A 13,920-nucleotide genomic window follows, 5' to 3' on the forward strand; every position below is an offset into this window, starting at 1 on the left:
TGGAAAGTTGATGCGCCAAATCTGGAAGTCCTTTCGAGCGCTTTATTTTGCCTCGTTGATGATGTTGATCGGCTCGGGTCTGCTGAGCACTTATCTGGCCCTGCGCCTGGCGGCCGATCAGGTTGACAGCCTGTGGGTCGGTGCGTTGATGGCCGCCAACTATTTCGGTCTGGTGCTGGGCGGCAAGATCGGTCACCGCCTGATCGGCCGTGTCGGTCACATTCGCGCCTACGCCACCTGTGCCGGCATCGTCGGCGCGGCGGTACTCGGGCATGGCCTGATCAGCTGGTTGCCGGCCTGGCTAGTGCTGAGGGTCATCGTAGGTCTGGGCATGATGTGCCAATACATGGTCATCGAGAGCTGGCTGAACGAGCAGGCGGCTGCCAAACAGCGCGGCATGGTCTTCAGCGGTTACATGATTGCCTCCTACCTGGGGCTGGTGCTGGGTCAGCTGGTGCTGGTGGTTCACCCGCAACTGGGGCCTGAGCTGCTGATGCTGGTAGCGCTGTGTTTCGCACTGTGCCTGGTGCCGGTCGCCATGACCCGGGCGATTCACCCGGCACCCCTGCATCCGGCACCACTGGAGCCGCGCTTCTTCATGAAGCGTGTGCCGCAGTCGTTGACGGCGGTACTGGGCGCCGGCCTGATCATCGGCTCGTTCTATGGTCTGGCACCGGTCTACGCCGCTGAGCAGGGGCTGTCCACCGAGCAGGTCGGTCTGTTCATGGGCTGCTGCATTCTGGCCGGGTTTCTGGTGCAGTGGCCGTTGGGCCTGCTGTCCGACCGCTATGACCGTTCCGTACTGATGCGCATCTTTGCCGCCGCACTGGTGGTGGCGTCATTACCGCTGGCGGTGTTTCCCAGTGTGCCGGTCGAGGTGCTGTTCGGTGTCGGGTTTCTGGCTTCGCTGATGCAGTTCTGCCTTTATCCGCTGGCAGTGGCCTTCGCCAATGACCACGTCGAGGCCGAGCGCCGGGTATCGCTGACGGCCATGTTGCTCATGACCTACGGCATTGGCGCCAGTATCGGTCCGTTGGCCGCGGGTGTGGTGATGAAGCAGTTTGGCGGTCACATGCTCTATGCGTTCGTCTGTGGCGCGGGCGTGATTCTGGTACTGCTGATCAGGCCCAAGGCGGTCACTCACTTGCATCAGGTCGAAAACGCACCGCTGCACCACGTTGCGATGCCGGACAGTATGTCCAGTTCGCCACTGGTAGTTGCACTTGACCCGCGTGTCGATGAGCAGGTGGTTCAGGAACAGATGCAGGCAACCGTTGAGCCTGAGCCGGAGCCCGAGGCGGTGCCTGAATCGGAGGTTGAGGCAGAAAGCGAGGTTCTGGCGCAGACCGAGCCGGCTGCCGGAGCGGAACCAGCTGAAGCCGATGAGCATGAACGCGAGCGTGAAAGCGAGACCTGGAAGGCCTGAGGGGAGAGTGCAGGGTAGTGCATGATTGCGGCAGCATTGCCGCAATCGCCGAAGGATTCAGGTGAGTGTCAGAAGTCCTCGTCTTTGTCGAAGCGTCGTGCTTCGCGCTGTAATTGATAGACGAAGCGCTCGACCTGACGCTGCACCAGCCCACTCATGTTGTGGAAGCGGACGCCGGCAAAGGTGGTGTTGAATCGTTCTTCGAAATGCAGGTGGCGCAACTCGACAGGTGCTGTCATGGCGCCGAAAGGCAGCTTGGCGACGAAACGCTCGTATACCTGGCCCAACTGCATGCGATCGGACACGTCGCCCTCGAAGCGCAACTTGCAACCTGTGGCAGAAATGTCCAGCAGCTTGCCGGCCAGCGTGAACTTCAAGCGGTCACCGCCGATTTCTACATCGACCAGTTGTGCCAGCTTCAGCGCAGCCCGAAATGCGTTGCGCCGCTGGTGATAGACCACTTCCTCAGGCATCGGGCCACGGTACATGCGTTGACCGTCAGTGCTGAGGATGTCCATGTGCGCAGTACTTTCCCAGGCAATCCGCACGCCGTCATGAAAGCCTTCGACACGGAAGGATTCGCCGTTGCTCAGAAAGCGTTCGCCATCACGGGGGATCATCTCGTCGAGAGCCATGACGTTGTTGTCACGGTCGACTTCAAGCAGATAACTCTGAAAGCGCTGGGGACGCTCATGGAAGGTAATGATCAGAGGATCATGACTCTCGAGTAGCAGCCGCAGGTTTGCGGCGATTTCCAAAGGTGTATTGAGAACCTTCGGGGGCTGCGGAGCATCGTCCGCGCTTGAGCCATTCACGTTCTTGAATCTCCAGGCAAAATACTACGGCAACGCAACAGCAGGCATTCTGCCACTATGCACGAAACCTTGATACAGGAAGTTACGCCTGACTCAGGGGGCGTGGTTTTGCTCTAAGGGCAGTCGATCCGCGACTGTCATAGAGTGTAGGCGTATCGCCACCGTTCAGTATGCGAAGCTGGTGAGCGGTACTGACCTGTTGCAGCTGGATCAGACTACCATTGCGCTCGTTGAGCGTCTGGCATTCGTTGATCAGTGTATTCAGTTCGTCGGCGGCCAGCAGCAATTGCTCACCGATATCCGACTGGCTGGCCAGTTGCTGGAGACCACTGCGATTGGCTGGCAGGCCCATGCCCGCAAGCACCTGGCTACGCTTGCGGCCGTGCTGGTCGAGAAGAATGACCAGCGCCTGTTTCTGCGCCAGCACCTGCTCCATCTCGCCCATGTCGCGGCCGTGAAGAATCAATGATTCGGCCTGCAACAACTCAAGAAGCTGTCGGGCTGAAACCATGTCGTCAGTGATCATCTGCAGCAAAGTAGTGTCGTGCATCGCATGCTCTGGTTTTTAAGCGTCCAGAATATCCAGCGCCAGCCTTGGCTTAGCGTTGGGTTTCGAAATTCAACAGTTTGCTGGCGACACGGTTGCTGTCCACTGTGTAACTACCGTCGGCGATGGCCTGTTTGAGCTCGGCAACGCGAGCACTGTTGACGGTTGGCAGATCGGTCAGCTTGTCCGTGATTTTCTGCAACTGTTGAGCCTCACTGCTCAAGGAAAAAGTTTCCCCGGTGCTTTTGACACCTGCGGTGACGGCAGGGGCTGGGGCATCGGTTTTGGCGGTGTCTTTACTGGCGCTGGTACGTGAAGTACCGGCAACAGCCTGTGAGTTGTTAAGGCGACTGAAATCTATGACCATGATTGAAAAAACCTCTGGGTGTTTGGACGCTTGCCTTGTTTTCGGCCAACCCCTGTCAAACTTTAGGCTGATTGTGAGAAAGCTTCCCAATAGACGACATTTGCCGTCGGGCATTCCCCGCAGTCTAAAAAAAACACACCCTTCGCGCCACCATCAATGCACTACATAGCGACTTCCACCTGCCCTGGGCCGGTGACACTTGCTTTGATCACCCGCTGGGAATTGAGGTTTTTCACCCGTATCTGTTCGTTGAAGCCTCCGTCGGACATTGCTTCGCCGGGCATGCGAACCGCCAGCGAGCCGCTGCGCGCGATGATCACCACCTGATCGCCCTTGTGAACCATCTGTGGCTGCTCAAGCGCCACCGGGGTAATGACCTGGTCGATGACCATTTGTCGGACAACCTTCTGACCGACCGCCTGATCCAGCGACGCCAGAAATCCTTGGCCCAGGCTGCTGACATCCCGCTCACGCATCGCGACGTCTTCTTCGGTGACGATCGCGTCACGCTTGAGCGGGCGCATCACGGTCACGACGTTGCGATACAGCAATACCTGAGCGGGCACAAACACCGTCCAGGGCGAAGAACCTTCGCAGCGCACGCGCACGGTAACCCGGCCAACCGGGCGCGGACTTTCCAGTGTGGCTGTCAAATCCTTGTCGCAGGCACCCATCCTTAAACGCGGGTCGAGCTGCTTGACCTGTATCTCATGACGCCCGTCAATCTGGTTGGTTGCCAAATAGTCTTCTACTGTGAACTCAAGAAACCCTTGGGTGACGCCGATAAGCTGTTCAGGGAGTGTGAAATTCTCGGCACGAGCGAGGGTCACCGTGCTGGAAAGGCACAGCAGAGCGATTGCGCACAGAAGCCTGCGGGTTTCTAATGCGAGGTGTCGAGAAATTGTCGTCTTTGCGTTCATGACGTAATAAATAGCAAAGCCCGTGCCGCTTGTTGATCTGGTGTCTGGGCGGCGGTCATTTTGTAAGGGGGTTCGGCATGGCAGGTGTAATGGATTCGGTAAACCAGCGAACTCAGCTGGTGGGTCAGAATCGCCTGGAGCTGCTCTTGTTCCGTCTCGACGGCAAGCAGCTCTATGGGATCAACGTCTTCAAAGTGAAAGAAGTACTGCAATGCCCGAAACTCACCATCATGCCCAAATCGAGCAAGATCGTTCGGGGCGTGGCCAATATTCGTGGCGGCACGATCCCGATCATGGATCTGGCAATGGCGACAGGATCCACAGGGATGATTTCGCTGGTTAACTCCTTCGTCATCATTACCGAGTACAACACCAAGGTTCAGGGCTTTCTGGTGCATTCTGTCGAACGCATCGTCAACATGAACTGGGAAGAGATTCATCCACCACCCAAGGGCACCGGGCGCGATCATTACCTGACCGCCGTCACCCGGGTTGATAACCAACTGGTGGAAATCATCGACGTCGAGAAAATTCTCGCCGAAGTCGCGCCAGTGTCCGAAGAAATCTCGGTCGGTGTCATTGACGCCGAGGTTCAGCACAAGGCTGTCTCTATGCGCGTGCTGACGGTCGATGACTCGTCGGTGGCCCGCAAGCAAGTGAGCCGCTGCCTGGAAACCGTCGGGGTGGAGGTCGTCGCGCTCAACGATGGTCGTCAGGCGCTGGACTACCTGCTCAATATGGTCGCAGAAGGCAAAAAGCCTGAAGAAGAGTTCCTGATGATGATCTCCGACATTGAAATGCCGGAGATGGATGGCTATACCCTTACCGCAGCAATACGTAATGATCCACGCATGCAGAAGATGCACATCACCTTGCATACCTCGTTGTCAGGGGTATTCAACCAGGCGATGGTCAAGAAAGTCGGCGCGGATGACTTTCTCGCGAAATTCCGGCCTGATGATCTGGCGGCCAGGGTCGTTGCGCGGATCAATGCAGCAGAATAACCAGCCGGGGGCGTCGTCCCCGGTGATTCACATGATTTGAGAGGCGGCACTTTGTCTACGGGTAATTTGGATTTTGATCAGTTCCGGGTATTTCTGGAAAAAGCCTGTGGCATTCTGCTTGGGGAAAACAAGCAGTACTTGGTGTCCAGCCGCCTCAACAAATTGATGGAGCAGCAAAGCATCAAGTCGCTTGGCGAGTTGGTCCAGCGTATTCAGACCCAGCCGCGCAGTGGTTTGCGCGAGCAGGTCGTCGATGCGATGACCACCAACGAAACCCTGTGGTTTCGCGACACCTATCCGTTCGAAGTGCTGAAGAACAAGGTGCTGCCCGAGCAGATCAAGGCCAGCCCTGGTCAGCGACTGCGCATCTGGTCGGCCGCCTGTTCGTCGGGTCAGGAACCGTATTCGCTGTCGATGTCCATCGACGAGTTCGAGCGTGCCAATCAGGGTCAACTCAAATCGGGCGTGCAGATCGTCGCAACCGATCTGTCGGGCTTGATGCTCAATAACTGCAAGACCGGCGAATACGACAGTCTGGCTATCGGCCGCGGCCTGTCGCCGGATCGTCTGCAGCGCTTTTTTGACGTTAAAAGCCCGGGCCGCTGGGTGGTCAAGGCGCCGATCAAGAGTCGTGTGGAGTTCCGCTCGTTCAACCTGCTCGACAGCTACGCCTCGCTGGGCAAATTCGACATCGTGTTCTGCCGTAACGTATTGATCTACTTCTCCGCTGAAGTGAAGAAAGACATCCTGCTGCGTATCCACGGAACGCTCAAGCCAGGCGGTTACCTGTTTCTGGGGGCTTCCGAAGCACTCAATGGTTTGCCCGATCACTACCAGATGGTTCAGTGCAGCCCCGGGATCATCTATAAGGCCAAGTGACGGTCTGTCAGTTGCCTGCGATGAAAAAAGAGACCTTCGGGTCTCTTTTTTTGTGCGCGGCTGAAAACAGCTTTGATCGTCTGCCCATCGGTTTCATGTTTGCGTACTGTTGCTCACCAGTTTTGCAAAAGCGTTGGCGGCGGCGCTCTGGTAGCCGTTTTTACGCCGCAGCAGCGCAACCGTCCGCCCGGGCAAGGCAGGGATCGTCTGAACTTCGCACAACCCAGGCTGCTCGCGAACGATGGCATCGGGAAGAATGGTCGCCATGCGGCCCTGGGCAACGACCTTGAGCAAAATGGCAATCGAGTTCGCCTCGAGGCCGACCGTCGGCTTGAAGTTCTGCGTATGGCACCAGGCATCCAGCAATTGGCGAGTGGCGAATCCGGGGGCGAGCAAGGCAAAGCGAAGCGTTTGCAGGTCCTCAAGTGTCAGCACGGTCTGTTTTTCGGGGGCAGACTTGGCCATGACCAGGCACAGTTGTTCATCGAACAGAGGCTGGCTGTCTATCTCGACGGCATGACTGCCGGCAAAACCGATGGCCAGATCGAGCGAGTCACTGATCAATGCCTCGGTGATCCGCTCCAGAGGTAGCTCCGTGAGGATGATTGCCACGCCGGGATACAGCGCGCTGAAGCGGTCGATCAGCGGCGCTATCAGGTATTCACTGAAGGTGGGCGTGACGCCGAGGCGCAAGTGTCCGCGTGACAGGTCGCTGACATCGTTGAGCGCACGCTTCCCGGCCTCCAGCTCAAGCAGGCAGCGACGCGCGTGGTCCAGATAGACGCGGCCGGCATCGGTCGGCACGACACTGCGGCGAGTGCGGTCGAACAGTTGCACACCCAAGCTGCTTTCCAGTTGCCTGATCTGTTGCGACAACGCCGGTTGCGAGACATGCAGGGCCTCGGCCGCCCGGGTGAAATTGCCATGATCGGCGACCGCCAGCAAATAACGTATATGGCGTAACAGCATGGAATCACCATAAGTCAGGGTTATGGCGATGATCATAAATCAGTCTTGGATCTTATGGTGATAGTTGCCGATGCTGTGATTGACGTGAATTCATTCCGGAGGGTTACCTATGCCGCACAGCAACATTTCCAGAGCGCCGCGCCAGCATCTGACTGAACGTGTGCTGCAGGCCAAGACCGCAAAGAACCTGACGTGGGCAGGGCTTGCAGAAGGTACGGGGTTGAGCGTGGTGTATGTCACGGCTGCATTGCTCGGTCAGCACCCTTTACCCGAGGCGGTGGCCGAGGTAGTCGCCGAGCGTCTCGGGCTGGACAGGGACGCGGTCGCCGAACTGCAAACCATCCCGTTGCGCGGCAATGTCGAAGACGTCTCCAGTGACCCGACGATCTATCGCTTCCACGAAATGGTTCAGGTCTACGGCACAACGCTGAAGGCATTGGTGCATGAGCAGTTCGGCGACGGCATCATCAGCGCAATCAACTTCAAGCTCGACATCAAGAAAGTCGAAGATCCGGAAGGGGGCGAGCGAGCCGTGATCACCCTCGATGGAAAATTTCTGCCCTACAAACCGTTCTGAGGACGCTGGTATGAGTGATAAAGGAAGACCGCCATTTCCACCCTTTACCCTGGAGACGGCTGTCCAGAAAGTCCGTGGCGCCGAGGATGGCTGGAACTCTCGCGATGCGGCTAAAGTTGCGCTGGCCTACACCGAAGACACGTACTGGCGTAACCGCAGCGAGTTCATCAATGGCCGCGCAGAGGCTCAGGCCTTTCTGGAACGCAAGTGGCGCAAGGAACTGGACTACCGGCTGATCAAGGAGCTCTGGGCATTCACGGATAACCGCATAGCCGTGCGCTATGCCTATGAATGGCATGACGACTCCGGCAACTGGTTCCGTTCGTATGGCAACGAAAACTGGGAGTTCGCTGCAAACGGCCTCATGCAGCGGCGCTTTGCCTGCATCAACGATTTGCCGATCGCCGAGTCCGAGCGCAAATACCATTGGCCATTGGGGCGCCGACCGGATGATCACCCGGGTTTGAGTGAGCTGGGTCTCTGATTGAAAGCGCTGTCCGGGCGGAAATGATCGAAAACCGCCCGGACTTTCATTCGGTGGCGGGTGCGTCGGTAGCTGATGCACTGTCGCCAAATAAGCTTTGATCTCTAGCCATGCCTGCGAAAGGATTCTCTCTACCGCCGTTCACGAATTGAGTTGCTTTTTTCGCGTGTGCCAGCAGTTCGGGATCAGTCGTGTCAGGCACCTCGGCATCATTTTTAGCCTTGTTGACGTCGTAGCTTCGGCCAATGATCTGGTCAAGCTTCTCAGCTGCTTTCGCCCCCAGTGCATCATGATCAAGGCTCGCATCTCTTGACGCCGCACGCGTCGCGCTTTCGCTGAGTTGCACAGAAAGAGAAGAAAGTTTGCCTGAGTCCTCCGCTTTGTTTGAGGTGGCAGAAGGGGCACGGGGGGAGGGTGAGGTGGCGGGGGACGCCACAGCTTTCGCGGTGTTAATGACCGGGTTGTTGTGAGTGCCTATTGAGTCGACCAAGATGAAGCTCCTTTCCAATTCCCAATCCTTGTGCGCTTGAGTGTATCGGTCATCACCACAATCCTGTAGTGCAGATACGAGATTCGCCAACGCTGCCCCCATACTGGCAAAAAAACGGCACCCACCTTGCCGCTTTGCCCCTCCACAGCGGAAATGCCTTGCCGCTTTTCTGGCATTGCCGCCTCGCCGCCGCCTGTGGGCCCTGCAATCATTGGCTTTTACAACATGGCACGCTGATTGCTTTGTCAGTAACAACAGAATCAGGTCAACCGGCAAAGGTTTCCCGAAATGAGCATCAGCTTCGATAAAGCGCTAGGCATACATGAAAAGGCTCTGAACTTCCGGGCTCAGCGTGCAGAGGTGTTGGCCAACAACATCTCCAACGCCGACACCCCGAACTTCAAGGCTCGCGATCTGGACTTCTCGTCGGTGCTGGCTGCCGAAAACGACAAGGTGCAGAACGGTCATTTCGCGCTGAACAAGACCAACAGCCGTCATATCGAAGCCGAGGGCATGGGCAATGACGACGGTACGCTGATGTATCGCACGCCGTCGCAGCCTTCGCTGGACCAGAACACCGTTGATTCCCAGGTCGAGCAGGCCAGCTACACCGAGAACGCCATGGGCTTCCAGGCCAGCTTCACATTGCTCAACAGCAAGTTCAAGGGGCTGGTTGCAGCCCTTCGCGGAGAATAATTCATGTCACTAGCCAATGTGTTCAACATTGCCGGTAGCGCCATGAGTGCCCAGACCACGCGTCTGAACACCACGGCCAGTAACATCGCCAACGCCGAGACCGTGTCTTCGAGCATGGACCAGACCTACCGCGCCCGTCACCCGGTGTTCGCCACCGTGATGCAGGGTCAGCAGTCCACAGGTGGTTCGTTGTTCCAGGACCAGGGCGAAGCCGGGCAGGGCGTTCAGGTCAACGGCATCATCGAAGACAGCTCGAACCTGGAAGCACGTTACGAGCCCAATCATCCTTCCGCTGACAAGGACGGGTATGTCTATTACCCCAACGTCAATGTCGTGGAAGAAATGGCCGACATGATTTCTGCCAGCCGGTCTTTCCAGACCAACGCAGAAATCATGAACACCGCTAAATCCATGATGCAGAAGGTTCTGACCCTCGGTCAGTGATAGAAGGCGAAAGTTATGGCCGTTGATAACACCTCAGCAACCAGCGTCTCATCGACATTCCTGAATACGCTGCAGAACCCGACACCGACCAAGACGGACTCTACCGGTACGTTGGGCAAGGATTCGTTTCTGCAACTGCTGGTCACGCAGATGAAGAACCAGAATCCTCTGGACCCGCAGGACAACACGCAGTTCGTGGCGCAACTGGCGCAGTTCAGCAGCCTTGAAAGCATGCAGAACCTGACGTCGACGGTGGATACGATCGCCAGCAGCTACAAGTCGTCGCAGGCCTTGCAGGCCTCGTCACTGGTCGGTCGCTCGGTGATCATTGATGCGAGCAGTACTTCGGTCGATACCACCAAAGGCCTGACCGGTTCGATCGTGGTGCCGGGCGAAAGCTCGCTGACGACCGTCAAGGTGTACGACGCGCAATCGAATCTGGTCGACAGTGTCGACCTGGGCACGCAAAAAGCCGGTACCACCAGCTTTGCCTGGGACGGTACGGACTCAAGCGGTACCCAGCTGCCATCGGGCACTTACAGCTTCAAGGCTGAAGGCTCGGTGGAAGGCAAGAACACGCAGTTTTCAACTTACCTGCCCGCCACGGTCAACAGTGTCACGCTGGGTGTCAATGGCGCAGAAACAACGCTTAACCTGGCCAGCGGCAGTGTCGCCCTGTCCAAAGTTCAAACTATCGGATTGTAGAGCCGCTACGGCGCAGGAGTGAAACATGTCTTTCAATATCGGCCTTAGTGGGCTCTATGCTGCAAACAAAAGTCTCGACGTTACCGGCAACAACATTGCCAACGTCGCGACAACCGGTTTCAAATCGTCACGTGCCGAGTTCGCTGATCAATATGCTCAGTCGATTCGCGGTACTTCCGGCAATACCAGCGTCGGCAGTGGCGTGACTACCGCTGCGGTTTCCCAGCAGTTCTCCCAGGGCAGTCTGACCACCGGAACAGCCAACAGTCTGGACCTTGCCATCAATGGCGACGGGTTCTTCATGCTCAGCAATAACGGTGAGAAGCTGTATACCCGTGCCGGTGCATTCCACACCGACAAGGAAGGCTATGTCGTCAACAGCAGCAACATGAAGCTGCAGGGTTACAACGTTGACGCCAATGGCTCAGTGGTGACTGGCGCGCTCAGCGATCTGCGTGTGAACGCGTCCAACCTGGAGCCCAAGGCGACGACCACAATCACCAACTCCGCCAACCTGAACTCGACAACCGCGCTGCCGACCGTTTCGACGTTCGATGCCACCGACACCAATAGCTACAACGTCAAGTACAGCACCCCGACTTACGACACTCAGGGTAATGCGCATACCCTGGATCAGTATTTCGTCAAGACCGGCACCAATACTTGGTCGATGTATTCCCTGATGGACGGGCGCAGCATTTCCGATCCGACGTCCACCACGCCGGACAAGAATAACCTGACATTCGACTCCTCGGGCAATCTGGTGACCACTGCCGGCGGCTCTGTTCCTACCGACAGCGCCAACATCAAGTTCAATGCTGACGGTACATTCGCCGTGACCAACTGGGTGCCTGGCGTGCAGGTCGGTACTGGCACGACAGCTACCTGGGCAGCCAACGGTGCGACGGGCGCTGCTTCGATCAAGCTGGACATGTCGAGCACTACCCAGACCGCTTCGGTATCCGGTCTGCTCAAACAGGATCAGAATGGCTACGCCACTGGCCAGCTGAGCGGCATGAACGTTGACTCGAGCGGCAACCTGTTCGCCACTTATACCAACGGCAAGTCGCAGGTGATCGGTCAGACTTCGCTGACCAGCTTCGCCAACGTGCAGGGTCTGGCGCAGGCCGGCGGCACCAACTGGCGTGAAACGTTCGCTTCCGGTGTACCGGTGAGCGGCGCACCACAGTCGGGTACGCTGGGTTACATCACCGGTCAGGCGCTGGAAGAGTCCAACGTCGACCTGACCATGGAACTGGTTAACCTGATCAAGGCGCAGAGCAACTATCAGGCTAACGCCAAGACCATTTCCACCCAAAGCACCATCATGCAGACCACTATTCAGATGACGTAATACGCGTTGTTTGATACGTGCTGAAAGAGCCCCTGTAAAAAGGGGCTTTTTTATGGGTGTCTGCAAAGTATTTTGTCATGTCTTTTTTAGTGCTGAAAGTTACGGATTACTCCCTCAGCCTACTTGGAAACTTCCTACGCACGATGGTGTGAGAATAAAACTCCTCTATGAATTGCCTTTATGGCAAGGGAGTTCTCATGTCATTCAATACAGCGATCAGCGGTATTCAGGCTGCCAATAAACGACTGGAAGTAGCGGGTAATAATATTGCCAACGTCGGCACCCTGGGGTTCAAGTCGTCTCGTGCGCAGTTTTCTGCTCTATATGCGTCCGCACAGTTGGGGGCCGGGCAGCACGCTGTCGGGGATGGCGTACGACTTGCTTCGGTGCAGCAGAATTTCAATCAGGGTGAAACCGTGATCAGTTCCGGCAATGCGTTGGATATGCGTATTCAAGGCAACGGTTTTTTTGTGGTCAGTGATCAGGGTTCACTGGCCTATACCCGGGCCGGCGCCTTTCTGAAGGATGCTGCCAACTTTGTCGTCGACAGCGATGGTGGGCGTTTGCAGGGTTATGCCGCAAACGACAAGCGCGAGATTGCCAGTGGTATCCGCACGGACTTGCAGATCGATACGTCCAACGTCGGTGCTCGGGCCACGACCCGGGTGGCCGAAACCATCAATCTGGATGCCTCGCTGCCGTCACTCGCCCGCTTGCCGACCTTTGACCCGGACAACCCCGCGACCTATACACGGGTTGCCACCCGGACCATCCAGGATGTGGGGATCACTCCGGTGCCCGCAGCCGACCATGAACTCAAGCAGTATTTCGTCAAGACCGAGGCTGATCAGTGGTCGATGTATGTACTGGTGGACGGGCGCAACCCGGTGGATCCCGACAGCGTAGCGCCGTTGCAGGTAAGCCTTGAGCTGAAGCCTGACGGTTCCCTGTCGTACAGCGGCAATGATCAGCATCTGCGCAAGCTTTCGGACACCGAGTTTGCCTTGCAGGGTTGGGTGCCTGCCGCGCAGGTCAATGGCGCCTGGGCGGCAAATGGCTCCCTGAACGGCGGGGCTGTTTCGTTGCCGTTGAGCGACGCCGGGGCCAGTCTGCTCGATCCGGGCGATACGGTCATGCATCGGCCGGTTCCGCACTTCAACCCCGCAGATCTGAACACCTATAGCAGGATGTTCGGTAACCAGATCTTTGACAGTCAGGGCAACACCCATGAGCTGAAACAATATTTCGTGAAGGACGGCACCAACAGCTGGCGCCTGCACGTACTGATCGACGATCGAAACCCGCAGAACTCCGGGTCCACCACGCCGCTGACGGCAAACATCGTCTTCGATTCCCATGGCGCCGTCGCGTCGTTGACCGGCAGTCCGGGCCTGAGCAGCAATGGCGATCAGCTGAAGCTCACGGGCTGGTCGCCTGTGATGGCGGTTGATCCTGGCACCGGTCGCGAGCGCTGGATATCCAATGGAGCGGCTGGCAGCGCTGACGGCATCACCATCGACTTCACCCATCTGCTTCAGCACAACGCTGCCAGTTCGCGCTCCGCCGCATACGTGGATGGCCATTCGGCAGGGGAATTGAAAAGCCTCGACGTTGGCCGGGACGGCATTCTGCGTGCCGGGTTTACCAATGGCATGACTAAAGATATCGGTCAGGTGATGCTCGCCAGTTTCGCCAATCCGCATGGCTTGCAGCCGCGTAGCGATACACGCTGGACCGCCACTGCCGATTCCGGAGTGGCTGAATATGATGTGCCGGGCGTCGGTACGCTGGGCAGCATCGTCAGTGGCGCACTGGAAGGTTCGAACGTCGTGCTGGCCGATGAGCTGATTGCGCTGATCCAGGCCCAGACGGCCTATCAAGCCAACTCCAAGGCGATATCCACCGAAGTGACGCTGATGCAGACGCTGATCCAGTCGACCTGATCAGATCGAGCAGTCGGCTTTGATGAAGTGGCCTTTCAAGCGTTTCCAGCCTGGGCCCGGGCTGGCCTGGGCGCAGACGATCCGGCTGTCGCCCTGCCATTTGTAATAGTGGGCGGGAGCGGCCTGAGAGAGCAGGGCAAAGGTCATCAGGCTCGCGCTCGCGATACCGATGATGCACGCACGAAAAGGCATGGCGGTTCCCGGTCACGGTTGCGGTGTCGGCAAGATTATCACTGTCGATCCGGTTCTCGGCGCAGTTCGATGAAGTTTTTTTGGCGGTGTTTCCTGTCTGGCAAGCGG

Annotated in this window: 17 protein-coding genes; 10 read left to right on the forward strand and 7 right to left on the reverse strand. The window is 57.4% G+C overall.

Going from position 1 to position 13,920, the window contains the following annotated elements:
- The first annotated feature begins 10 nt into the window (after positions 1-10).
- Positions 11-1,426 carry an MFS transporter gene (locus BT119_RS21075; protein WP_054081552.1) on the forward strand — a complete coding sequence of 472 codons (1,416 nt, stop codon included), beginning with the start codon at positions 11-13 and terminating at the stop codon, positions 1,424-1,426.
- 68 nt (positions 1,427-1,494) lie between these two features.
- Here the strand turns inward: BT119_RS21075 and BT119_RS21080 are convergent, their stop codons facing one another.
- The 4 genes from BT119_RS21080 to flgA form a co-directional block, all read right to left on the reverse strand.
- Positions 1,495-2,241, reverse strand: coding sequence for a flagellar brake protein (locus tag BT119_RS21080; protein ID WP_003370048.1), 747 nt, complete (start codon positions 2,239-2,241; stop codon positions 1,495-1,497).
- Positions 2,242-2,323: 82 nt separating this feature from the next.
- Complete coding sequence (locus BT119_RS21085; protein WP_003370050.1) at positions 2,324-2,791, reverse strand: flagella synthesis protein FlgN; 468 nt, start codon at positions 2,789-2,791, stop codon at positions 2,324-2,326.
- A 49-nt stretch (positions 2,792-2,840) separates the two neighbouring features.
- On the reverse strand, positions 2,841-3,155 hold the full coding sequence (gene flgM / locus BT119_RS21090; RefSeq protein ID WP_003370051.1) for a flagellar biosynthesis anti-sigma factor FlgM: 315 nt from the start codon (positions 3,153-3,155) through the stop codon (positions 2,841-2,843).
- Between the two features lie 161 nt (positions 3,156-3,316).
- Positions 3,317-4,075, reverse strand: coding sequence for a flagellar basal body P-ring formation chaperone FlgA (gene flgA, locus BT119_RS21095; protein WP_003417867.1), 759 nt, complete (start codon positions 4,073-4,075; stop codon positions 3,317-3,319).
- A gap of 77 nt (positions 4,076-4,152) precedes the next feature.
- On the opposite strand from flgA, the gene BT119_RS21100 reads away from it, so the two are divergent.
- Both BT119_RS21100 and cheR read left to right on the forward strand, forming a co-directional pair.
- Positions 4,153-5,079, forward strand: a complete 927-nt coding sequence (locus BT119_RS21100; protein ID WP_003436070.1) for a chemotaxis protein CheV — start codon at positions 4,153-4,155, stop codon at positions 5,077-5,079.
- Positions 5,080-5,130: 51 nt separating this feature from the next.
- Positions 5,131-5,958, forward strand: a complete 828-nt coding sequence (cheR, locus tag BT119_RS21105) for a protein-glutamate O-methyltransferase CheR (protein ID WP_003347319.1) — start codon at positions 5,131-5,133, stop codon at positions 5,956-5,958.
- Positions 5,959-6,051: 93 nt separating this feature from the next.
- On the opposite strand, the gene cynR is transcribed toward cheR, so the two are convergent.
- A complete protein-coding gene (cynR, locus tag BT119_RS21110; protein WP_175550602.1) occupies positions 6,052-6,963 on the reverse strand; it encodes a transcriptional regulator CynR in 912 nt (303 codons plus the stop codon).
- Between the two features lie 73 nt (positions 6,964-7,036).
- On the opposite strand from cynR, the gene cynS reads away from it, so the two are divergent.
- Both cynS and BT119_RS21120 read left to right on the forward strand, forming a co-directional pair.
- Positions 7,037-7,504 (forward strand): cyanase, encoded by a 468-nt coding sequence (gene cynS, locus BT119_RS21115; protein ID WP_003370061.1) that lies wholly within the window; start codon positions 7,037-7,039, stop codon positions 7,502-7,504.
- Between the two features lie 10 nt (positions 7,505-7,514).
- Complete coding sequence (locus BT119_RS21120) at positions 7,515-7,988, forward strand: nuclear transport factor 2 family protein (protein ID WP_003370064.1); 474 nt, start codon at positions 7,515-7,517, stop codon at positions 7,986-7,988.
- A gap of 46 nt (positions 7,989-8,034) precedes the next feature.
- Here BT119_RS21120 and BT119_RS21125 read toward each other — a convergent pair whose 3' ends face one another.
- Positions 8,035-8,478: a hypothetical protein gene (locus BT119_RS21125; RefSeq protein WP_072366882.1), complete on the reverse strand. Its 444-nt coding sequence runs from the start codon at positions 8,476-8,478 to the stop codon at positions 8,035-8,037.
- A gap of 288 nt (positions 8,479-8,766) precedes the next feature.
- Here BT119_RS21125 and flgB point away from each other — a divergent pair, with 288 nt between their 5' ends.
- The 5 genes from flgB (at position 8,767) to BT119_RS21155 (ending at position 13,620) form a co-directional block, all read left to right on the forward strand.
- Positions 8,767-9,174, forward strand: a complete 408-nt coding sequence (flgB, locus tag BT119_RS21135; RefSeq protein WP_003370068.1) for a flagellar basal body rod protein FlgB — start codon at positions 8,767-8,769, stop codon at positions 9,172-9,174.
- 3 nt (positions 9,175-9,177) lie between these two features.
- A complete protein-coding gene (gene flgC / locus BT119_RS21140) occupies positions 9,178-9,618 on the forward strand; it encodes a flagellar basal body rod protein FlgC (RefSeq protein WP_002554316.1) in 441 nt (146 codons plus the stop codon).
- Between the two features lie 15 nt (positions 9,619-9,633).
- Complete coding sequence (gene flgD, locus BT119_RS21145; RefSeq protein WP_003370069.1) at positions 9,634-10,323, forward strand: flagellar hook assembly protein FlgD; 690 nt, start codon at positions 9,634-9,636, stop codon at positions 10,321-10,323.
- Between the two features lie 25 nt (positions 10,324-10,348).
- The gene (flgE, locus tag BT119_RS21150; protein ID WP_003436076.1) at positions 10,349-11,677 is read left to right on the forward strand and encodes a flagellar hook protein FlgE; all 1,329 of its coding nucleotides are present in this window, start codon (positions 10,349-10,351) and stop codon (positions 11,675-11,677) included.
- A gap of 197 nt (positions 11,678-11,874) precedes the next feature.
- Positions 11,875-13,620: a flagellar hook protein FlgE gene (locus BT119_RS21155; protein ID WP_072366883.1), complete on the forward strand. Its 1,746-nt coding sequence runs from the start codon at positions 11,875-11,877 to the stop codon at positions 13,618-13,620.
- On the opposite strand, the gene BT119_RS21160 is transcribed toward BT119_RS21155, so the two are convergent.
- Positions 13,621-13,812, reverse strand: coding sequence for a hypothetical protein (locus BT119_RS21160; RefSeq protein WP_032609907.1), 192 nt, complete (start codon positions 13,810-13,812; stop codon positions 13,621-13,623). It lies immediately after the preceding gene.
- Positions 13,813-13,920 lie beyond the last annotated feature (108 nt).

Source organism: Pseudomonas sp. NFACC10-1, assembly GCF_900119195.1.
Lineage (GTDB): Bacteria > Pseudomonadota > Gammaproteobacteria > Pseudomonadales > Pseudomonadaceae > Aquipseudomonas > Aquipseudomonas cerasi.